The organism is Pseudoxanthobacter sp., from assembly GCF_036822375.1.
In the GTDB taxonomy this organism is placed as follows: Bacteria; Pseudomonadota; Alphaproteobacteria; order Rhizobiales; family Segnochrobactraceae; genus Pseudoxanthobacter.
Genome location: NZ_DAISHT010000048.1, coordinates 1459 through 21326, shown reverse-complemented (window position 1 = coordinate 21326; position 19868 = coordinate 1459). Strand labels below are relative to the sequence as shown.

The window sequence follows — 19868 nt, the reverse complement described above, 5'->3', positions numbered from 1 at the left end:
GGGTGACTTCCGACAGCGGGTTGTTCTGGTCCATGAACTGCGACAGCTGCGAGGAACCGAAGAACTCGCGCACGGCTGCCGCCGCCGGCTTGGCGTTGATCAGGTCCTGCGGCATGACGGTGTCGATCTCGACCGACGACATGCGCTCCTTGATCGCGCGTTCCATGCGCAGCAGGCCGACGCGATACTGATTCTCCATCAGCTCGCCGACCGAACGCACGCGGCGATTGCCGAGGTTGTCGATGTCGTCGATCTCGCCACGGCCGTCGCGCAGGTCGACGAGGGTGCGGATGACCGAGATCACGTCCTCGCGGCGCAGCACGCGGATGTTATCCGGGCAGTCGAGGTCGAGACGCATGTTCATCTTCACGCGGCCGACCGCGGACAGATCGTATCGCTCGGCATCGAAGAACAGCGAATGGAACATCGCCTCGGCGGTGTCGATGGTCGGCGGCTCGCCCGGACGCATCACGCGGTAGATGTCGAACAGAGCCTCTTCGCGGCTCTCGTTCTTGTCCACGGCCAGCGTGTTGCGGATATAGGCGCCGATGTTGATGTGGTCGATGTCGAGCACCGGGAACTCGTCGAACCCGGTGTCGATCAGGCCGGCCAGCAGCTTCTCGGTGATCTCGTCGCCCGCCTCGGCATAGATCTCGCCGGTGCCGGGATTGACGATGTCCTCGGCCAGATACTGACCGTAGACCTGCTCGTCGGTGATGCGCAGGGCCTTCAGGCCCTTATCGGCGAGCTGGCGGGCAGCGCGGGCGGTCAGCTTGCGGCCGGCCTCCACCACGGTCTCGCCGGTGTCGGCGTCGATGAGGTCGCTCATCGCCTTCATGCCGCGCATGCGCTGCGCGTCATAGGGCATGCGCCAGCCGGAGCCGTCGCGGGTGTAGGTGATGCTCTTGTAGAAGGTGTTGAGGATCTCTTCCGGGTCGAGACCCAGCGCCATCATCAGCGACGTCACCGGAATCTTGCGGCGACGGTCGATGCGCGCATAGACGATGTCCTTGGCGTCGAACTCGATGTCGAGCCAGGACCCGCGATAGGGGATGATGCGGCCGGCGAACAGCAGCTTGCCCGAGGAATGGGTCTTGCCGCGGTCGTGGTCGAAGAACACGCCCGGCGAGCGATGCATCTGGGAGACGATGACGCGCTCGGTGCCGTTGACGATGAAGGTGCCGTTGTCCGTCATGAGCGGCATGTCGCCCATGTAGACATCCTGCTCCTTGATGTCCTTGACCGACTTCGCGCCGGTGTCCTCGTCCACATCGAACACGATGAGACGCAGCGTCACCTTCAGCGGCGCAGCAAAGGTCAGGCCGCGCTGGCGGCACTCGTCGACGTCATATTTCGGCGCCTCGAACTCGTAGCGCACGAACTCCAGGAGCGCGGTGCCGGCGAAGTCGGAAATCGGGAACACCGACCTGAACACCGACTGCAGGCCCTCGTCGGGCCGGCCGCCGGCCGGCTCGTCGACCAGCAGGAACTGGTCGTAGGACGCCTTCTGGACCTCGATCAGGTTCGGCATTTCCGCGGCTTCGCGAATCTTGCCGAAGAACTTGCGGATCCGCTTGCGACCAGTGAACGTGGGGGCCTGAGCCTGTGCGTTATGAGCCTGCGCCATAAGTCGCTCCTCGTCTCGCTCGGTGGACGACCGTCGGAAGGGTCAGCATCCAAGCCGACGCTTCGGAAAGTCGTCCCGTCTGATCCTGCCACAGCCGGCTTGCCGGGATCTGGTTCCGGGGTCCATCTGTGGCTTGACGGGACCGCCCGCAAGGGAGCGACCCCGTCAAATGCCGATCCGGGACGCCGCAAGGCGCCCCGGACACGTCCTTCCTTGCGGAAGAATTACTTCACTTCGACCTTGGCGCCGGCCTCTTCGAGCTTCTTCTTCAGCTCTTCGGCTTCGGCCTTGGACACAGCTTCCTTGATCGGCTTCGGAGCGCCTTCCACCAGATCCTTGGCTTCCTTCAGGCCAAGGCTGGTGATCGCGCGCACTTCCTTGATCACGTTGATCTTCTTGTCGCCGGCGTCGACGAGGATGACGTCGAACTCGGTCTTCTCCTCAACCGCGGCAGCAGCCTCGCCGGCGCCGCCCGGGATGGCGGCCACGGCAACCGGGGCCGCGGCGGAGACGCCCCACTTCTCTTCGAGAAGCTTGGACAGCTCAGCGGCTTCCAGAACGGTCAGGGCGGAGAGCTCTTCGACGAGCTTCGCAAGATCAGCCATTGTAGTAACTCCAGTCGGTTCTTACCGTTGATAACCAGTGACGCAAGAACGGCCTCAGGCCGCTTCGTCCTTCTTGGCATAGGCGTTGAAGACACGCGCAAGCTGCGCGGCCGGTGCCTGAACGACGCCAGCGATGCGGGTGGCCGGCGTATTGATCATGCCGAGCAGGCGAGCGCGCAGCTCGTCCAGCGACGGCAGGGTCGCAAGCGCCTTGACGCCTTCCGCATTGAGGGTCTGCTTGCCGAGCGCACCGCCGAGAACGACGTACTTGTCGTTCGTCTTGGCGAACTCGATCGCGATCTTCGGTGCAGCCACCGGGTCCGCCGAAAAAGCAATGACGGTCGGACCGGTGAACAGGCCGGAGATGCCCTCAGCATCGGTGCCCTGAAGGGCAAGCTTGATGAGGCGGTTCTTCGCGACTTTCAGGGAAGCCCCCGCCGCCTTCATGCGCCCGCGCAGGGCCGACATCTGGGCAACGGTGAGACCCTGATAGTGGGCCACGACGACCACGCCGGTGTCCTCGAACACCCCGTGGAGCGACGTGACAAGCGCACGCTTTTCCGCTTTATCCACTTGCCTCACTCCAAGTAGCGCAGGGGGTCTTGCCCCGGGGGGTTTAGCCCCTTGCGCCGGTTGCTGTTGCCGCCCAGATCGTCCGGGATGGTCCGCGGGGATCGGGGTCGGCGTTCGGTGAAGCCTGCCCGCCCGCGTGACGCGCCGTCTCGGCGTAGCCCGCAAGGCTCAACGGTGCGAACCGGCGCGAAACCCGGGCGCCGCCCCCGTTTCCGGGTGATGGCGTCCGCGTCCGCGAAAATCCGGCTCCATCCCGCCTATGCAGGCCCCGGGCTCGGGCTTAAGCGATGGCCGCGACCGGAGTGAACCGGGATGAACGCCATCGCACCTGCAGTCTCGGACAGGTGCGGACAGCGGACCGGCGAACCGGCCGTTGCTGTCCGTCTTGAAATCCCGGCGGCGAACCGCCGGGGGTCTTCGCCGCCCGGCCGGAGCCGGGCGGAATATCATCAGGCCGCGGCGAGGGTCGACGGATCGACCTTCACGCCCGGGCCCATGGTCGACGACAGCGCGACGCGCTGCACGTAGGTGCCCTTGGCGCCGGCCGGCTTGGCCTTGACCACCGCGTCATGCAGGGCGCGGATGTTTTGGGCCAGCGCTTCGGCCGAGAACGACGCCTTGCCGATGCCGGCGTGGATGATGCCGGCCTTCTCGACGCGGAACTCCACCGCGCCGCCCTTGGCGTCGCGCACGGCGGTCTTCAGGTCGAGCGTCACGGTGCCGACCTTCGGGTTCGGCATCAGGCCGCGCGGGCCGAGCACCTTACCGAGGCGGCCGACCAGCGGCATCATGTCCGGGGTGGCAATGCAGCGATCGAAATCGATCGTGCCGCCCTGGATGGTCTCCAGCAGGTCTTCCGCGCCGACGATGTCGGCACCGGCAGCGCGGGCCTCGTCGGCCTTGTCGCCGCGGGCGAACACCGCAACGCGCACGGTACGGCCCGTGCCGTTCGGCAGCACGCACACGCCGCGGACCATCTGGTCGGCATGACGCGGATCGACGCCGAGGTTGATGGCGACTTCGACGGTTTCGTCGAACTTCGCGGTGGCGCGCTCCTTGACGAGCTGCAGCGCATCGTCAAGTCCATAGAGCTTCGCCGGATCGAGACCCTCGCGGGTGGCGCGGACGCGCTTGGCAAGCTTAGCCATCGGTTCTTACTCCACCACCTCGAGGCCCATCGCGCGGGCGGAACCGGCGATCATGCGGGCAGCCGCCTCAACGTCGGTCGTGTTCAGGTCCTTCAGCTTCTTGGCTGCGATCTCCAGCAGCTGAGCCTGCGTGACCTTGCCGGCCTTGGCGCCCTTGCCCGGGGTCTTGGAACCCGAGGGAATGCCCGCCGCCAGCTTCAGGAAATGCGACACCGGAGCGGTCTTCACCTCGAAGGTGAAGGACTTGTCCGAGTAGTAGGTGATCACCACCGGGCACGGCTGACCCTTTTCAAGGTCCTGCGTGCGGGCGTTGAACTCCTTACAGAACATCATGATGTTCAGGCCGCGCTGGCCAAGCGCGGGGCCGATCGGCGGCGACGGGGTCGCGGAACCCGCCTTCACCTGCAGCTTGATGTAGCCGTCAATTTTCTTCGCCATTTCACTCTCCCATCGGGCACCCGCCCGACTGTCTCAGCACCGGAGGCCGGAGCCGCCGGAGCACGGGGACGGAGGCGGTCGGGCCATGAACATCGCCGGCGAAAGCGATGCGGGGCCTCCCGCCTCCTGCTTCTTCCGCCCTCCCCCGCGCAGCCCTGACGGGCGCCGCGACGAACGGACGGAAACTCGGTCAGCCGGCGATCTTCTCGACCTGGCTGTATTCCAGCTCCACCGGGGTCGGGCGGCCGAAGATCGACACCGCCACCTTGAGGCGGGCACGCTCCTCGTCGACTTCCTCGACATGACCGGAGAAGGAGGCGAACGGGCCGTCGGAGACGCGCACCTGCTCGCCGACCTCGAAGCTGACATTCGGCTTCGGGCGCTCAACGCCTTCCTGCACCTGCTGCAGAATGCGCATCGCCTCGGATTCGGCGATCGCCTGCGGCCGGTTGTCGGCGCCGAGGAAGCCGGTCACCTTCGGCGTGTTCTTGATGAGGTGATAGGCCTGATCGGTCATCTCCATCTTCACCAGCACGTAGCCGGGGAAGAACTTGCGCTCCGAATCGACCTTGCGGCCGCGGCGCACCTCGACAACCTTTTCGGTCGGCACGAGGATCTCTTCGAAAAGGTCTTCAAGCCCGTTCTGGGCTGCCTTTTCGCGGATCGACTCCGCCACCTTTTTCTCGAAATTCGAGTAGGCGTGCACAATATACCAGCGCTTGGCCATGGGTCGTTCGCTCCGTTCGCTGGCGCGCGTCAGCGCACGAGGGTGAGCAGCGCGCTCACACCCCAGCTCATCAGCTGGTCGGCAACAAGAAAGAACACCGCCGCCAGAGCCACCATGATGAAAACCATGAGGGTGGTGATCAGCGTCTCGCGCCGGGTCGGCCACGTGACCTTTGCGGCCTCGGAGCGGACCTGCTGAAAGAACACCAACGGATTGGATTTCGCCATAAACTCGGCCTGCCTGACTTGTCCGGCCACCCCGGAGCGCGATGCCGGTCGCGCCTTCTTCCCGTCCGCCCTGCCGGCTGCCAGAACCGGACCGGGCCGATTCGGACGCATGCGGACACGACAGCAAGGCGAGCGGAATGAACCGCTCGCCCTGATGGAGCGACCTAATTAACCTTCTCCCGCACAATGCGCAAGGGCTTTGCGCGGTGTCGGGCCTTTTAAAGCACAGCCGGCAAATCCGCAACCCCGCCGGCGCGCTTTGCGCCGGGAATCGCGGAGGCGACGAATCAAAAAGGCGGCTGCCGAAGGCAACCGCCGCGGATCGGACCGGGCTTCCGGCAGGCGCCGGATGGCAGGGGCGGAGGGACTCGAACCCACGACCTGCGGTTTTGGAGACCGCTGCTCTACCAACTGAGCTACACCCCTGTACCGTCCTGCGGCGCCAACGGCCCCGGCAGGACGGGCGGTTCTTACACCATGATTCGCGGCGCTGCCAACTGATTTATGCGGCGGCCGCCCCGGCGGCTGGGGACGAATCGCGCCGGGCAGTGCGCGCCCTGCCGGCTCACAACGCCGGCGCCAGCACGGGCCACACCTCCAGCGCCCCGCGCCAGATCATCTGCAGCGCCACATAGAGGATGATGGCGAGGCCGACATAGGCGATCCAGTGGTGACGCTGCAGCAGGCGGGCGATGAAGCTTGCCGCAAGGCCCATCAGCGCGATGGAGAGGGCAAGGCCGCTCACCAGCACCCACGGATGCTCGCGGGCCGCCCCTGCCACCGCCAGCACGTTGTCGAGCGACATCGAGAGATCGGCGATGACGATCTGCCAGGCGGCCTGCGCAAACGTCTTGCGCGGGGCGCCGGCGACCTGTTCGGGGCTGTCGTTATCGGCCTCCTCCAGCGCCTCCACGGCGCCTTCCTCCTCGCGGGCCGTGATGCGCAGCTCGCGCCACATCTTCCAGCACACCCACAGCAGCAGAATGCCGCCGGCCAGCAGCAGGCCGACGATGCCGAGCAGGTAGGTGGTGACCGACGCCAGCAGGATGCGCAGCACGGTGGCGGCAAGAATGCCGATCAGAATGACGCGGTTGCGCTGCGCCGCCGGCAACCCCGCGGCGGCAAGGCCGATCACGATGGCGTTGTCGCCGGCCAGCACGAGATCGATCAGCACGACCTGCAGGAAGGCCGTGAGAGCGTCGAAGGTGAAGATGTCCATCATCGGGGCAAAGACCCTTTATCGCGGATGCGTAAAGAGCGATTGCCCGCCGGGTCCCGCAGGGGCCCGCCGCGACCCGGTCGGGACGCAGCACCTGAGCGCAGCGCCGCGGCACAGCACAACAAGGGCGGGTGGGCGGCCGCCCCCCTTTCAGGCCGGGGGCGGCACGGGCAGCGGACGGGGACCGGCGGCGGGCTCGCTTCCTCTGTCTCCCAGTCCGACATCGCAGTTCACAGGAACTGCCAGAGGGGCCCGGCCTGGTCGGCTTCCCGTTTAACGGGCCGCGGCGAACGGAGCAACCGGGCGGGAGCGGATGAGCAGTGCGAGAATTGCCGCAACCAGCCCCGTCGCCCCGGCAATGACGAAGGCCATCAGATAGTCGCCCTGCCAGGTGCGCACCGCCCCGCCGAACCACGCCGCGCTCGCCGCCCCCACCTGATGGCCGGCCACGATCCAGCCGAACACCACCGGCGCATCGCGCTCGCCGAACGCCTCGGTGGTCAGCCGCAGCGTCGGCGGCACCGTGGCAATCCAGTCGAGGCCATAGAACACGGCGAACACCGACAGGCTCACCAGCGAGAAGTCGCTGAACGGCAGCAGCATCAGCGACAGCCCGCGCAGGCTGTAATAGAGGAACAGCAGCTTGCGGGCGTCGAACCGGTCGGTGAGCCAGCCGGAAAGCGTGGTGCCGACGAGATCGAACAGCCCCATCATGGCCATCAGCCCGGCCGCCTGCACCTCCACGATGCCGCGGTCGGCGCACAGCGCGATGAGATGGGTGCCGACCAGGCCGTTCGTCGTGAAGCCGCAGATATAGAACGTGGCGAAGAGATACCAGAACGTCCGCTGCTTCATGGCGCGGCCGAGCACGCCGAGGGTGGCGGCAAACAGGCTCTGGGCCGGCGCAGGTGCCGCCGGGGCGGCGTGCGGCGACGGGCGGGCGCCATAGGGCACGAGGCCGATATCCTGCGGGCGCTCCGGCACCAGCAGCCACACCACCGGCACCAGCGCCCCGGTGGCCAGCGCCACGGCGACGGCCACCGGCATCCAGCCTCCCGTCTGCGCCAGCCACGCCAGCACCGGCAGAAACAGCAGCGTGCCGGTGGCGGTGGAGGCGGTGAGAATGCCCATCATCAGACCGCGATTGCTGGCAAACCAGCGGCTCACCACCGTGGCGCCCAGCACCACCGCCACGCAGCCGGAGCCGAGGCCGGAGAGCACCCCCCAGGTGAGAAACAGGTGCCAGGGCTCGCGCATCAGCGTGGAGAGCGCGGTGGCCGCCGACATCAGAACGAGCGCCAGCACCAGCACGCGGCGGATGCCGAAGCGCTGCATGAGCGCGGCGGCGAACGGCCCGACCAGACCGTAAAGGAAGATGCCGATGGCCGCGGAGAGGGACACGAGGTCCCGGCTCCAGCCGAAGGCCTGTTCCAGCGGAATGAGCATGACGCTCGGCGCCGAGCGCAGCCCGGCGCTGGCCAGCAGGCAGAGAAACACCACCGCAGCAACGACGAAGGCATAGTTCTGGCCGAAGGGGCGGCGGCGTGTTAGGTTCATGTTACTGACCGGTCCGTTTCATCCTTCAGCTATAGGTACCGATCGGTAACATTGCAAGCCCGTTTCGCCGGGCGAGCGTTTTGCGGAGTGCCCGGTTGCCGTGACCCGTCCTGCTGTTCCCCATCCGGCCGCGCCCCGCTCCGCCGCTCCGGCTGCGCCCGGGCAAACGGCGCCCCCCGGGCACGCAATGTCCGCGGCCGGTGGCCCGGCGGCCGCCCCGCGTGCGGCCGACCGCATCCGCGCCGCGGCGCGCGACCTGTTCTATCGCCTCGGCATCCGCGCCGTGGGGGTGGAGGAGATCGTGCACCGGGCCGGCGTCACCAAGCCCAGCCTCTATCGCAGCTTCGCCTCCAAGGACGATCTGGCGGCCGCTTATCTCAGCGACTACGACTGCGAATTCTGGAGCCGGTTCGAGGCCGCCGCGGCGCGGCATCCGGGCGATGCGCGGGCGCAGATTCTCGACTATCTCACCGGCCTCGCCGGACGCGCCCAGCGGCCGGACTATCGGGGCTGCGGCCTCACCAATGCAGCGCTGGAGCTGCCCGGCGAGCCCGATCACCCCGGCCGCGCCGTGGTGGCCGGCAACAAGCAGCGCCTGCGGGCCCGGCTGCAGGCCATGGCGCGGGAAATGGCCGCCGAGGCACCCGACGAACTGGCCGATGCCCTGCTGCTGCTGATTGAGGGCACCTTCGTGACCGGGCAGATATTCGACGCCGGCGGGCCCGCGGCCGCCCTGCCCGGCATTGCCCGCCGCCTGATCGACGCCCACACCCGCCGCCCGGCCGCAGATACCGCCGTTCCGGCGACCCCGGAGACCGAGACCGAGACCGCCGGAACGGGTGCGAACTGAGAGGGCGCGAGCCGGACCGGCCGTTTATTTCGTCGCCGGCTTCTGCGGCGCCGGCCTGCGCTCCGGGGCGCCCATGGTGACGGTGATGGCATCGCCGCCGAAGCTCAGCATCAGCCCGCGGCGACGGGCCTGAAGCTGCATGCGCACACCGTTCTGGTTTTCCAGATAGAGCGTGCCGGGGCCGATGTTGCCGAACACGAATCCGGTGCGCAGCAGGCTGTAGTTGCCGGCAAATTTCGCCGGATCGGTCAGGCCGTACACATTGCCCTCGGCCGAGACGTGGGCCACGCCGGTGCCGCCGACGCCGAAGCCGCTGATGGAGAACGGATAGTCGCGGCCGCGGAAGTGCAGAACGCCCTCGCCCACCGTGCCCGCGGCCCAGTAGCCGCCGACCCACTTTTCCAGCGACACCGTGCCGGAAGCCGCCTCCGTCTTGCCGTTGATCTGCTTCGGCCCGGCGCAGGCCGCTGCGGTGCCGGCAAGGGCAAGGCCCAGCCCGGCCAGTGCGGTACGGCGTGTCAGGCCTGTGCCGGCGGCGGCCGGTGCCGGAATTTCGGACGTCGTCATTGGCGCTCTGTCCCGTCTGCTGCCGGCCTGCCGCGAATCGCCGCCGCATCGGCCCGGTCAATCCGCTCTGTCTTACCCTGCCCCGCAGCGGCCGCCACCGCCGCCACAAAAGCCGCCACAAAAAAGGGGCGCCCGCAGGCGCCCCTTTTCCGTCCGTCCCGGGATCGGGACAATCAGTTGCGGGTCTTGTCGACCAGCGCCTTGGCCTTGATCCACGGCATCATGTCGCGCAGACGCGCGCCCACTTCCTCGATCGGATGGGCGTTGTTGCGGGCGCGGGTGGCCTTGAACGAGGTCTGGTTGACCTTGTTCTCCAGCATCCAGTCGCGGGTGAACTTGCCGGACTGGATGTCCTCCAGAACGCGCTTCATCTCCGCCTTGGTCTCAGCGGTGATGATGCGCGGACCGGTGACATACTCGCCGTATTCCGCGGTGTTGGAGATGGAGTAGTTCATGTTGGCGATGCCGCCCTCATAGATGAGGTCGACGATCAGCTTCACTTCGTGCAGGCACTCGAAATAAGCCATCTCGGGGGCGTAGCCGGCCTCCACGAGGGTCTCGAAGCCGGCGCGGATCAGCTCCACGAGGCCGCCGCACAGCACCACCTGCTCGCCGAACAGGTCGGTCTCGCACTCTTCCTTGAAGGTGGTCTCGATGATGCCGGCGCGGCCGCCGCCGATGCCCGAGGCATAGGACAGGCCGATGTCATGGGCGTTGCCGGTGTAGTCCTGCGCAACGGCGATCAGGCAGGGCACGCCGCCGCCGCGCTGATACTCGCCGCGCACGGTGTGGCCGGGGCCCTTCGGGGCCACCATCAGGACGTCGATGTCCTTGCGCGGCTCGATCAGGTTGAAGTGCACATTGAGGCCGTGGGCGAACAGAAGGGCCGCGCCCTCCTTCATGTTGTCGGCCAGGCTCTCGCGATAGATATCGCCCTGCAGCTCGTCCGGGGTGAGCATCATCACCACGTCGGCCCACTTGGCGGCCTCGGCCGGGGTCATCACCGGCAGGCCGGCGGCCTCGGCCTTCTTGGCGGTGGCCGAACCCGGACGCAGCGCCACCGCGACTTCCTTGACGCCGGAATCCTTCAGGTTCAGCGCATGGGCATGGCCCTGGCTGCCGTAGCCGACAATGGCGACCTTCTTGCCCTTGATGAGGTTCAGGTCGGCATCCCGGTCGTAGTAAACGCGCATGTTGGTCACTTCCTTCTCAAGCGTTCCGGAGATCGGCTGTTCTTGTCCTGATCGGTCCCGCCGATGGCCGCGGGCTGCTTAACCACCTCGGCGCCGTCAGATCAAGAGAGCGAGCCGCAGAAGAGAAGCGCGGACGCCGGGAAAGGCGCCCGCGCCGGGGCAGGAAAACAGGCTGTCAGAGCCCCTCGGCGCCGCGGCCGATGGCGGCAACGCCGGTTCGGGCCACTTCCACCACGCCGAGCGGCTGCAGTAGCTCGATGAACTGGTCGACCTTGTCGGGCTTGCCGGTGAGCTCGAAAACGAAGCTCTCCAGCGTGGTGTCGACCACGCGGGCGCGGAAGGCTTCCGCCACCAGCAGCGCCTCGCGGCGATCCTCGCCGCGGCCGCGCACCTTGATGAGCGCCAGCTCGCGCTCGATCGCCGAGCCGGAGGCCGTCAGGTCGGCAACCCGGTGGACCGGCACGAGGCGGTCGAGCTGGTTCTTGATCTGCTCGATCACCATCGGCGATCCGGTGGTGACGATGGTGATGCGCGAAACCTGCCGGTCGTGCTGGGTCTCCGACACGGTCAGCGAATCGATGTTGTAGCCGCGCCCGGAGAACAGGCCGATGACGCGGGCCAGAACGCCCGGCTCGTTGTCCACGATGAGCGAGAGCGTGTGCTTTTCGGAAATCTCGGGTGCGCGCATGGGACTGGGATCGAATTTCATGAACATGGGATTTATCCCGCAAATCGCGATGCCGCCTGCCGCGGCCGGCGCCCGGACCGGGGCGATTGCCGCCCGGCCGGGCCTTGCGAGGGCTGAGAAGGCAGGATGCAGGCCTCAGACCAGCATCTTGCCTTCGGCGTCGATCACGTCTTCCAGCTCGTGATCCGGCACGCTGTCGCCGAGCAGGATTTCGTTGTGCGCCTTGCCCGACGGGATCATCGGGAAGCAGTTGGCCAGCTTGGCGACGCGGCAGTCGAACAGCACCGGCTTGTCGCACGCGATCATCGCGCGGATGGCGTCGTCGAGATCGTCGGGATGGTCGACCTTCATGCCCACGCCGCCGAAGGCTTCCGCCATCTTCACGAAATCGGGCATCGCGGCGGTGTAGGAGTTCGACAGGCGGTTGCCGTGCAGCAGCTGCTGCCACTGGCGCACCATGCCCATGTACTCGTTGTTGAGGATGAAGATCTTGATCGGCAGGCCATACTGGATGGCCGTCGACATCTCCTGCATCGTCATCTGCACCGAGGCATCGCCGGCAATGTCGATGACGAGGCTGCCGGGGTGGGCGAGCTGCGCGCCGATGGCCGCCGGCAGGCCGTAGCCCATGGTGCCGAGACCGCCGGAGGTCATCCAGCGGTTCGGCTCGTTGAAGTGGAAGAACTGCGCCGCCCACATCTGGTGCTGACCGACCTCGGACGTGATGTAGACATCCTTGTCCTTCGTCAGCTCATAGAGCCGCTCGACCGCATATTGCGGCATGATGACGTCGCCGCTCTTGCGGTAGGACAGCGACTTCTTCGCCCGCCAGCCGTCGATCTGCTTCCACCACGGCTTCAGGCGCTCCGGGTCGGAGCGGTGGCCGGAGGCGCGCCACAGCCGCACCATGTCTTCCAGAACATGGGCGACATCGCCGATGATCGGCAGCTCGACCTTGACCGTCTTGTTGATGGACGAGGGATCGATGTCGATGTGGATCTTGGTGGAACCGGGCGAGAAGGCATCGAGGCGGCCGGTGATGCGGTCGTCGAAGCGCGCGCCGATGGCGATCATCAGATCGCAGTCGTGCATCGCCAGATTGGCCTCGTAGGTGCCGTGCATGCCGAGCATGCCGAGCCACTTCGGGTCGGAGGCCGGGAAGGCACCCAGCCCCATCAGCGTCGAGGTGATGGGGAACCCGGTGAGATCGACCAGCTCGCGCAGAAGCTGGCTGGCCGCCTTGCCGGAATTGATGACGCCGCCGCCGGTGTAGAACACCGGACGCTCGGCCTGCGCCATCAGTTCGACCGCCTGCCGGATGGCGTCGAGATCGCCCTTCAGCTTCGGCCGGTAGGTCTTGTGCATGACGTTCTGCGGGCCGGTATAGTGGCCGCGGGCGAACTGAACGTCCTTGGGAATGTCGACGACGACCGGGCCGGGCCGGCCGTGGGTGGCGACATAGAACGCCTCGTGCAGGATGCGCGGCAGATCCTCGATGCGGCGGACCAGCCAGTTGTGCTTGGTGCACGGCCGGGTGACGCCGACGGTGTCGCACTCCTGAAAGGCATCCGAACCGATGAGGTGCGTGGCGACCTGCCCGGTGATGCAGACGAGCGGGATGGAATCCATCAGCGCATCGGCAAGCGGGGTAACGGCATTGGTCGCGCCCGGACCGGAGGTGACCAGCATGACGCCGACCTTGCCGGTCGAGCGGGCATAGCCCTCGGCCGCGTGGCCCGCGCCCTGCTCGTGGCGCACGAGAACGTGGTTGATCCTGTCCTGCTGGTAGATCGCGTCATAGATCGGCAGGATGGCACCGCCCGGATAGCCGAACAGCGTGTCGACCCCGTGGTCGATCAGCGCCTGGATAACCATTTCGGCGCCTGTCATCTCGCGCATCATTCTCGTCTCTCCGGCTTCCCACACCTTGCGCCCGGTCTGCCCCGTCATATCGGGGGCGTCCTGCCCGGGTGCCGCTGGCTTTCGTGCGGGTCCTTCGTCGTTGTCGGTGGCGGGTGATCGCGGCCTTCGCGCTTCGCTGTCCGGGGTTTTCGTCTGGCAGACCCGCGGGCAACAAAAAAGGGGCCCCGAGGCCCCCTGCGCGCGTCAGCCACTCCGGACGGCCCTTCAGGCCATCCCGGCGACGCGCTCCCGAATTACGATAAGGCCCAGACCGACCATCGGCCGCAACTCCCTCTGTTCGCGGCGGACCATAGGGGCCACCGCCGGCGCGGTCAAGAGGGGCAATGCAATTCTTTCGTGATCGCCCCGACAGCTTCACTGATATTGCGCGGGTCGACCCGTTGCCAACCGGCCATGCGGTTGCGGAACCAGGTCTCCTGCCGCTTGGCATAGCGCCGCGTGTCGGTCACCGCCTGCGCCACCGCCGCCGCAACGCTGGTCTCGCCGCGCGCGGCGGCGGCGAGCGGGCGCACGCCGATGGCGCGGGTGGCCGGCAGGGCGGCATCGAGCCCGAGGGCTTCGAAGGCCGCCGCCTCCTCAAGACCGCCCTCGTCGACCATGGCGGTAAGCCGCGCGGCGATGCGCGCCTGCAGCCAGCCGCGCTCCGGCGCCATGACGAGGCGCGGGCCGGCGATGGCGACCGGGGCCACCGGGGCGATCGCCTGCCATTCGGCGAGCGAGCGGCCGGTCGCCTCCAGCACCTCCAGCGCCCGCACCACGCGCTGGGTATCGCCCGGCCGCAGCCGCCCCGCCATTTCAGGATCGCGCGCGGCGAGCAGCGCATGAAGGTCTGCCGCGGTCTGCCGCTGCCCCTCAGCCCGCCAGTGCGCCCGCACCGCCTCCGGCACCGGGGGCACCGGCGAGAGGCCGTTCACCAGCGCCTCGAAATAGAGCCCGGTGCCGCCGGTCACGATGGCCGGCACGCCGCGGGCCTGCGCCTCGTCCAGCACCGCCAGACAATCCTCCGCCCAGCGCGCCGCCGACGAGGCCTCGCGCGCGCTCACATAGCCATAGAGCCGGTGGGGGGCCGCCGCCAGATCGGCCGCGCCCGGCCGCGCCGTCAGAATGGCGAGTTCCGCATAGACCTGCATGGCATCGGCATTGACGACGAGCCCGCCGGTTGCCGCGGCCAGCCGCAGCGCCAGCGCCGACTTGCCGCTGGCCGTCGGCCCGGCTATCAGGATCGCCGTCCGTTGCGGGCGCGGCGCGCATGCGTGAGCGGACATCATGACCGGAGCCCTTTCCAATGCCGAATTCTCCCGAAGCCGCAACCGCGCCGGCGCCGCTGGTGGCCACCCTCGTCGCCGGCCCCGGCCGGCCGGTGCTGACGCCGGCGCTGATCGGGAAGGCGGCCGGCGCCCTGCCCGTCGCCGCCACGCCGCACACGCTGGCCGAAGGCATCGCCGCCGACCTTGCCTTTACCGCGCCGGCCGCCGGCCGCAAGGAATTTGAGGCCGCGCTGCGGGCCGCCCTCGGCGATGCGCCGGTTGACGTGTTCGTGCAGCCTCAGGCCGGCCGGCGCAAGCGCCTGATCGTGGCCGACATGGATTCCACCCTGATCGGGCAGGAGTGCATCGACGAACTGGCCGCCGAGTTGGGCCTGAAGGACCACATCGCCGCCATCACCGAACGCGCGATGCGCGGCGAGATCGCGTTTGAACCGGCGCTGCGCGAGCGCGTCGGCCTGCTGGCCGGGCTCGATGCCGGCGTGGCCGAGCGCGTCTGGCGCGAGCGCATCACGCTGACCCCCGGCGGCAAGGCGCTGGTGGCCACCATGCACGCCAACGGCGGCTATGCCGCCCTCGTCTCCGGCGGCTTTACGGTGTTCACCGAAAAGGTCGCCGCCGCGCTGGGCTTCGACGAGCACAACGCCAACACGCTGATCGTCGAGAACGGCCGGCTCACCGGGCGGGTGGGCGAACCCATTCTGGGCCGCGACGCCAAGCTCGCCCGGCTTGAGACGCTGATCGCCGAGAAAGGCCTCGTCGCCGCCGAGGCGATTGCGGTGGGCGACGGCGCCAACGATCTGGCCATGATCCGCGCCGCGGGCCTTGGCGTGGCCTTCCATGCCAAGCCGGCGGTTGCCGCCGAGGCCGATGCCCGCATCGATCACGGCGATCTGTCCGCTCTGCTCTATTTCCAGGGCTACCACCACAGCGAATTCGCCGCCTGAGGCCCGTCGGGCCGCAGCGCGATGCCTTAACGCAACGCCCCGGCGGGCCGGCCCGCCGGGGCGTTGTGCGTTGCGCCACCGGGCTATTCGATGGCGGCCCGGCACCACTGGAAGCCGAACGGCCGGGTGCCGATGAAGGCGGTGAGCGGGGTGCAGCTTTCCGGCTCAAGCCGGAAGCCATAGGCCGCCAGCATCGCCGCCCCGTTCTGCTGCAAAGCGGCATTCTCCGCGGCAAGGTCGGCGGCCGGGGCGGCGGGCGCCAGATGGCAGCCATCGGCGGAAGGCACCACCTGCACCCGCAGCCTGAGAGCCGCGACCGCCGAGCGGGCGGCGCCGCAGTTCCAGCCGGCTGAGCCGAGGCCGAGCGCGCGGAAGCGGCGGTCGAGCGCGGCCGCCTCATCGGCCCGCCGGTCGCGGGCGCCGGGCAGCACCGCATAGAGCGGCCCGCCGCGCCCGGTCGCAATCGCGCGGGCACGGGCGCGATAGGCGGGCGATTCGGGGAATGTCGTCACCAGCCCGACAGCGGCCACCTGTGGCGGCAGTTCGGCCACCAGAAAGCCCCACGGCGGCTCGCCGCCGGCCAGCAGCACCGTGGCCCGCGCCGGGTCGTCGATGGCCGGCCGGTCGGCGCGGAATGCCGGATCGGCCCAGCCGGAGTGGCTCCACCCGGTCACACCGCCGAACAGCGTGACGGCAGCCGACAGCGCCAGCGCCGCCGCCGTCAGCCCCGCCGCGCGGCGCGCCGGCAGCAGCCGGGTGCCCAGCAGCCAGATCGCAAACGGCAGCACCATTTCGATCGGCGCCAGATAGCGCCCGATGCTGAACAGCTTCAGCCAGACCAGATAGCCGATCACGATATAGCCGATGACCAGCCGCCCGCGGCCGCCGAGCGGCGCCATGGCCGCCGCGAGCCCGGCCCGCGCAGCGGCAAGGCGCAGCAGGAACGCGCCGAAGGCCAGCGTCGCCAGCGGCCACAGCACCTGATGCAGCGCGATCTGGCCGACACGGCGCGGGTTGAGCGCGGTGATGAACGGCCACAGCGCCGCTTCCAGCGCCGATTTCGGCCGCCACAGCGTGTCCACCACCCCCACATCGCGGGCGAGTTCGTTCGGAAACAGGCCGGAGAACTGCGGGAACAGCGGGTTGCCGGTCGCCTGCCACAACGTCCAGAACCACCAGCCGGCCGAAAGGCCGGTGCCGGCCAGAACGCCGAGGCCGAACAGAAACGCCACCCGCAGCCGCGCGACCGCGGCCAGCGGCAGCAGCAGCAGCGCCGCACACAGCGCCACCGCATAGACGGCATTGGTGAGCTTGAGCCCGGTGGCGATGCCGGCCAGACACCCCGCCGCCAGCAGAAGGCCGGCCCCGGCGAGCCCGCCGCACCACGGCCGGCGGGCGGCTTCGGCCTCAAGCCGCGGCACCGCGGCAACGCACACCGCCAGCGCGGCCAGCACGAAAACGGCCGTCAGGCCGTCGCCCATGGTGTTGCCGAGGGTGGAGAGAAAATTGGCGGTGAGAAGCCCGGCCAGCCCCAGGAGCAGCGCCATCTGCCGGCGCTGCGGCGCCGGCCGCCCGGCAAAAAGCGCCCACCCGACGGCCAGCAGCGGCCAGAACGCCAGCCCCTGCACGAGACCGGAAAGAAAGCCGACGGCCGCCGCCGGCATCACGCGGTTCAGCGCATAATAGGGCAGATCGATCAGCGGGTTGAAATAGGTCTGCATCCCCGCCGGGGCGAGGTCGGTCCACAGCTTGCCGTGAAAGAAGGCGAAGGCATTGTACCAGTGATAGTTCTGCAGGTCCCAGTTGGTATCCTGCCCGAGCAGCACCGAGACGAGCCCGGCCAGCACCGGCACGCCGACCGCGGCGGCGCGAAAAAGCCCGGCACTGCCGGCCCCGGCGCGGGCGAAAAAGCCCGCAAGGCGGGTGCCGGCGGCGGCCCTGCCGGCCTGTTGGTGCGCCATGTCGCCTCCCCGTGGCGGTTCTGCGCCCGCGCTGCCGTCAGCTGCGGAACACCAGCCACTTGGCGGTAATGAAGTTCACCACCATGCCGGCCAGCGCGCCCATGGCAACGCCGACCAGCGGCACGAAGGTGCTGTCGGGCAGCAGCAGCACCGTCACGCTGTAGGCGGCATAATTGACCGCGCCGCCGCCGAGCATTGCCACGAAATATTCGGCAAACTCACGCAGGGCCGAGATATCGCGCCGCTGGCGGAAGGTGAAACGCCGGTTGAACTGCCACGTCACCCAGACGGCGAACACGAACGACACCAGCCGCCCGCTGAAACGGCCAAGCCCGAGCGCCATCATCAGATAAAGCATGCCGGCATCGGCGACGAAGCCGAGGGTGCCGGCGATGGCGAAGCGCAGGAACTGGGAATTCATCGCAAATGACACGGCCGGGTGAGAGGAAGCGCTGCGGGCCGCCGGCGTTGCAGCCGGCGGCCCGGGGCCGTTTTTACTCGCTGATGCGGATAGCGGTAAAGCGCAGATCGCCCGAGGGGTTGGCCAGCAGCAGGAGAACGGTCTTGCGGCCGTCCTTCTTTGCTTTGGCGATGCGCTCGGCGACGTCCTGCGGGCTCGTCACCGGCTCCTGCGCCACTTCTACGATGACATCGCCCGCCTGCACGCGCTTTTCCGCCGCGTTGGAGGCCGGATCGACATCGGTGACCAGCACGCCCTTCACGCTGTCGGCAATCTTGAACTTCGCCTTCAGCTCGGCGGTGATGGCCGACAGCTTCAGGCCGGCCACTTCCGTCGCGGCCGCCTTCGGTGCCTTGTCGCCGGCGTCCCCCGCCTCGTCGCCCGGCTCCGCCTTCTCGTCGAGGCGCTGCAGTTCCACCTGAAGGGTCTGCTCCTTGCCCTTGCGCACGATGACGACATCGACCTTCTTGCCGATGCCGGTATCGGCAACCATGCGCGGCAGATCGCTCATCTTCGGCACCGGCTGGCCGTCGAAGGTGAGAATGACGTCGCCGGGCTCGATGCCGGCTTTGGCGGCCGGGCCGTCCGCGGTGACGCCGGCCACGAGAGCCCCCTTTGCGCTCTTCAGGCCGAGGCCTTCGGCGATATCGTCGCTGACCTCCTGAATGCGCACGCCGAGCCAGCCGCGGCGGGTTTCGCCGAACTCGCGCAGCTGCGTGATGACGTGGCTGGCGGTGGAGGCCGGAATGGCAAAGCCGATGCCGATGGAACCGCCCGAGGGCGAGATGATGGCGGTGTTGATGCCGATCACCTTGCCGTACATGTCGAACAGCGGTCCGCCCGAGTTGCCGCGGTTGATGGCGGTGTCGGTCTGGATGAAGTCGTCATAGGGCCCGGCATTGATGTTGCGGTTGCGCGCAGAGACGATGCCGAGCGTGACGGTGCCGCCGAGGCCGAACGGGTTGCCGATGGCCATCACCCAGTCGCCGACGCGGATCTTGTTGGAATCGCCCAGATCCACCGCCTTCAGCGGCTTTTCCGGCTTCACCTTCAGCACCGCCAGATCGGTCTTCTTGTCGCGGCCCACCACCTCGGCCTTGAGCTTGGTGCCGTCGGAGAAGTTGACCGTGATCTCGTCGGCGCCGTCGATGACGTGGTTGTTGGTCACCACGATGCCGGCCGGATCGATGACGAAGCCCGAGCCCAGCGACTGCACGCGCTGCGGACGGTCGGCGCCCTTGCCCTGCCGGTCCATGAACTGGTCGAAGAAATCCTGAAAGGGCGAGCCTTCCGGCAGCTTCGGCACCGGCACCTGGCTCGGCGCCTCCACCTTCTGCGAGGTGGAGATGTTCACCACCGCGTCAAGCAGCCCCTCGGCCAGATCGGCGACCGAGGCCGGGCCGGCCGGGTGGCCGGGCGCAGGCACCGGCACCGCCGGCGTGGCGGCCGTCTCGGCCCGGCCCGGCAGCGCACCGGCAAGGGCCAGAGCCCCGGCGAGGCCGAGCACGGCGCCAGCCTGCTTCAGGCGCGCAGCGCGCAGGGCCCCCGCGGACGTGCGGACCGTCGCAGAGGAAGGGGTGACGCGCATCGTTATTTCTCCCGTGCATGGAAACCGGATGGCCCGGTGCCGGGCCCTGGCGCCTGCGCGCAGCCCGGCCCGCCGGCGGCGGGTGCAACCGGCCGCAGCCCCGCCCGGCGGCCCGGCAGCCGGCCCGAAGGCGGCGGGGCCGGCAGGTCCGGCCGGGCAGGCAGAACTTCAGGCAAACAGAACTTCAGACAGACAGAGCTTCGGACACGCAGACCGCGGGCTGGCCGTTCAGGCTGGCAAATCGGCCGGTGCAATTTCGCCGGAGCAAGGTGGCAAGAAAGCAAGGTGGCAAAACGGCAGGAACA

The 19868-nt window shown here is 68.4% G+C and carries 18 protein-coding genes, 1 tRNA gene and 1 pseudogene; 2 read left to right on the top strand and 18 right to left on the bottom strand.

Annotated features, from left to right (window positions below; all coding sequences use genetic code 11):
- The 10 genes and pseudogenes from V7067_RS07030 to V7067_RS06985 all read right to left on the bottom strand — a co-directional run.
- Nucleotides 1-1627 (bottom strand): annotated as a pseudogene (locus V7067_RS07030) (DNA-directed RNA polymerase subunit beta); the annotation flags it as partial.
- A gap of 224 nt (nucleotides 1628-1851) precedes the next feature.
- The gene (rplL, locus tag V7067_RS07025) at nucleotides 1852-2232 is read right to left on the bottom strand and encodes a 50S ribosomal protein L7/L12 (RefSeq protein WP_334175172.1); all 381 of its coding nucleotides are present in this window, start codon (nucleotides 2230-2232) and stop codon (nucleotides 1852-1854) included.
- Nucleotides 2233-2286: 54 nt separating this feature from the next.
- The gene (rplJ, locus tag V7067_RS07020; protein WP_334175171.1) at nucleotides 2287-2805 is read right to left on the bottom strand and encodes a 50S ribosomal protein L10; all 519 of its coding nucleotides are present in this window, start codon (nucleotides 2803-2805) and stop codon (nucleotides 2287-2289) included.
- Nucleotides 2806-3254: 449 nt separating this feature from the next.
- Entirely contained in the window at nucleotides 3255-3953 is a 699-nt protein-coding gene (gene rplA / locus V7067_RS07015) for a 50S ribosomal protein L1 (protein WP_334175170.1), read from the bottom strand.
- A 6-nt stretch (nucleotides 3954-3959) separates the two neighbouring features.
- Complete coding sequence (gene rplK, locus V7067_RS07010; RefSeq protein ID WP_334175169.1) at nucleotides 3960-4391, bottom strand: 50S ribosomal protein L11; 432 nt, start codon at nucleotides 4389-4391, stop codon at nucleotides 3960-3962.
- Between the two features lie 190 nt (nucleotides 4392-4581).
- Nucleotides 4582-5118 carry a transcription termination/antitermination protein NusG gene (gene nusG, locus V7067_RS07005; RefSeq protein ID WP_334175168.1) on the bottom strand — a complete coding sequence of 179 codons (537 nt, stop codon included), beginning with the start codon at nucleotides 5116-5118 and terminating at the stop codon, nucleotides 4582-4584.
- 29 nt (nucleotides 5119-5147) lie between these two features.
- A complete protein-coding gene (gene secE, locus V7067_RS07000; RefSeq protein ID WP_334175167.1) occupies nucleotides 5148-5345 on the bottom strand; it encodes a preprotein translocase subunit SecE in 198 nt (65 codons plus the stop codon).
- 350 nt (nucleotides 5346-5695) lie between these two features.
- Nucleotides 5696-5771 (bottom strand) — tRNA-Trp (locus V7067_RS06995).
- Nucleotides 5772-5910: 139 nt separating this feature from the next.
- Entirely contained in the window at nucleotides 5911-6564 is a 654-nt protein-coding gene (locus tag V7067_RS06990; RefSeq protein ID WP_334175174.1) for a YjbE family putative metal transport protein, read from the bottom strand.
- A gap of 273 nt (nucleotides 6565-6837) precedes the next feature.
- On the bottom strand, nucleotides 6838-8121 hold the full coding sequence (locus V7067_RS06985; protein ID WP_334175166.1) for an MFS transporter: 1284 nt from the start codon (nucleotides 8119-8121) through the stop codon (nucleotides 6838-6840).
- A gap of 187 nt (nucleotides 8122-8308) precedes the next feature.
- On the opposite strand from V7067_RS06985, the gene V7067_RS06980 reads away from it, so the two are divergent.
- A complete protein-coding gene (locus tag V7067_RS06980) occupies nucleotides 8309-8971 on the top strand; it encodes a TetR/AcrR family transcriptional regulator (RefSeq protein ID WP_334175165.1) in 663 nt (220 codons plus the stop codon).
- 24 nt (nucleotides 8972-8995) lie between these two features.
- Here the strand turns inward: V7067_RS06980 and V7067_RS06975 are convergent, their stop codons facing one another.
- The 5 genes from V7067_RS06975 to miaA all read right to left on the bottom strand — a co-directional run bounded on the left by V7067_RS06975 (nucleotide 8996) and on the right by miaA (nucleotide 14610).
- Nucleotides 8996-9538 (bottom strand): hypothetical protein, encoded by a 543-nt coding sequence (locus V7067_RS06975; protein ID WP_334175164.1) that lies wholly within the window; start codon nucleotides 9536-9538, stop codon nucleotides 8996-8998.
- Nucleotides 9539-9711: 173 nt separating this feature from the next.
- Complete coding sequence (ilvC, locus tag V7067_RS06970; RefSeq protein WP_334175163.1) at nucleotides 9712-10731, bottom strand: ketol-acid reductoisomerase; 1020 nt, start codon at nucleotides 10729-10731, stop codon at nucleotides 9712-9714.
- A 175-nt stretch (nucleotides 10732-10906) separates the two neighbouring features.
- Nucleotides 10907-11440: an acetolactate synthase small subunit gene (gene ilvN / locus V7067_RS06965; RefSeq protein ID WP_334175162.1), complete on the bottom strand. Its 534-nt coding sequence runs from the start codon at nucleotides 11438-11440 to the stop codon at nucleotides 10907-10909.
- 114 nt (nucleotides 11441-11554) lie between these two features.
- Entirely contained in the window at nucleotides 11555-13321 is a 1767-nt protein-coding gene (locus V7067_RS06960; protein ID WP_334175173.1) for an acetolactate synthase 3 large subunit, read from the bottom strand.
- Between the two features lie 332 nt (nucleotides 13322-13653).
- Entirely contained in the window at nucleotides 13654-14610 is a 957-nt protein-coding gene (gene miaA, locus V7067_RS06955) for a tRNA (adenosine(37)-N6)-dimethylallyltransferase MiaA (RefSeq protein ID WP_334175161.1), read from the bottom strand.
- 17 nt (nucleotides 14611-14627) lie between these two features.
- Here miaA and serB point away from each other — a divergent pair, with 17 nt between their 5' ends.
- Nucleotides 14628-15554 (top strand): phosphoserine phosphatase SerB, encoded by a 927-nt coding sequence (gene serB / locus V7067_RS06950; protein ID WP_334175160.1) that lies wholly within the window; start codon nucleotides 14628-14630, stop codon nucleotides 15552-15554.
- A gap of 83 nt (nucleotides 15555-15637) precedes the next feature.
- Here serB and V7067_RS06945 read toward each other — a convergent pair whose 3' ends face one another.
- The 3 genes from V7067_RS06945 to V7067_RS06935 all read right to left on the bottom strand — a co-directional run bounded on the left by V7067_RS06945 (nucleotide 15638) and on the right by V7067_RS06935 (nucleotide 19563).
- A complete protein-coding gene (locus V7067_RS06945) occupies nucleotides 15638-17515 on the bottom strand; it encodes a hypothetical protein (RefSeq protein WP_334175159.1) in 1878 nt (625 codons plus the stop codon).
- A 37-nt stretch (nucleotides 17516-17552) separates the two neighbouring features.
- Complete coding sequence (locus V7067_RS06940; protein ID WP_334175158.1) at nucleotides 17553-17936, bottom strand: GtrA family protein; 384 nt, start codon at nucleotides 17934-17936, stop codon at nucleotides 17553-17555.
- A 73-nt stretch (nucleotides 17937-18009) separates the two neighbouring features.
- Nucleotides 18010-19563 carry a DegQ family serine endoprotease gene (locus tag V7067_RS06935; RefSeq protein WP_334175157.1) on the bottom strand — a complete coding sequence of 518 codons (1554 nt, stop codon included), beginning with the start codon at nucleotides 19561-19563 and terminating at the stop codon, nucleotides 18010-18012.
- Nucleotides 19564-19868 lie beyond the last annotated feature (305 nt).

Excerpts from the sequence above, each read along its gene's own strand:
- ilvN (WP_334175162.1), bottom strand. The coding sequence starts at position 11,440 with ATGAAATTCGATCCCAGTCCCATGCGCGCACCCGAGATTTCCGAAAAG.
- ilvC (WP_334175163.1), bottom strand. The coding sequence starts at position 10,731 with ATGCGCGTTTACTACGACCGGGATGCCGACCTGAACCTCATCAAGGGC.
- V7067_RS06960 (WP_334175173.1), bottom strand. The coding sequence starts at position 13,321 with ATGATGCGCGAGATGACAGGCGCCGAAATGGTTATCCAGGCGCTGATC.
- serB (WP_334175160.1), top strand. The coding sequence starts at position 14,628 with ATGCCGAATTCTCCCGAAGCCGCAACCGCGCCGGCGCCGCTGGTGGCC.
- V7067_RS06935 (WP_334175157.1), bottom strand. The coding sequence starts at position 19,563 with ATGCGCGTCACCCCTTCCTCTGCGACGGTCCGCACGTCCGCGGGGGCC.
- V7067_RS06980 (WP_334175165.1), top strand. The coding sequence starts at position 8,309 with ATGTCCGCGGCCGGTGGCCCGGCGGCCGCCCCGCGTGCGGCCGACCGC.
- V7067_RS06985 (WP_334175166.1), bottom strand. The coding sequence starts at position 8,121 with ATGAACCTAACACGCCGCCGCCCCTTCGGCCAGAACTATGCCTTCGTC.
- rplL (WP_334175172.1), bottom strand. The coding sequence starts at position 2,232 with ATGGCTGATCTTGCGAAGCTCGTCGAAGAGCTCTCCGCCCTGACCGTT.
- nusG (WP_334175168.1), bottom strand. The coding sequence starts at position 5,118 with ATGGCCAAGCGCTGGTATATTGTGCACGCCTACTCGAATTTCGAGAAA.
- secE (WP_334175167.1), bottom strand. The coding sequence starts at position 5,345 with ATGGCGAAATCCAATCCGTTGGTGTTCTTTCAGCAGGTCCGCTCCGAG.
- V7067_RS06975 (WP_334175164.1), bottom strand. The coding sequence starts at position 9,538 with ATGACGACGTCCGAAATTCCGGCACCGGCCGCCGCCGGCACAGGCCTG.
- V7067_RS06990 (WP_334175174.1), bottom strand. The coding sequence starts at position 6,564 with ATGGACATCTTCACCTTCGACGCTCTCACGGCCTTCCTGCAGGTCGTG.
- miaA (WP_334175161.1), bottom strand. The coding sequence starts at position 14,610 with ATGATGTCCGCTCACGCATGCGCGCCGCGCCCGCAACGGACGGCGATC.
- V7067_RS06940 (WP_334175158.1), bottom strand. The coding sequence starts at position 17,936 with ATGAATTCCCAGTTCCTGCGCTTCGCCATCGCCGGCACCCTCGGCTTC.
- rplK (WP_334175169.1), bottom strand. The coding sequence starts at position 4,391 with ATGGCGAAGAAAATTGACGGCTACATCAAGCTGCAGGTGAAGGCGGGT.
- V7067_RS06945 (WP_334175159.1), bottom strand. The coding sequence starts at position 17,515 with ATGGCGCACCAACAGGCCGGCAGGGCCGCCGCCGGCACCCGCCTTGCG.
- rplA (WP_334175170.1), bottom strand. The coding sequence starts at position 3,953 with ATGGCTAAGCTTGCCAAGCGCGTCCGCGCCACCCGCGAGGGTCTCGAT.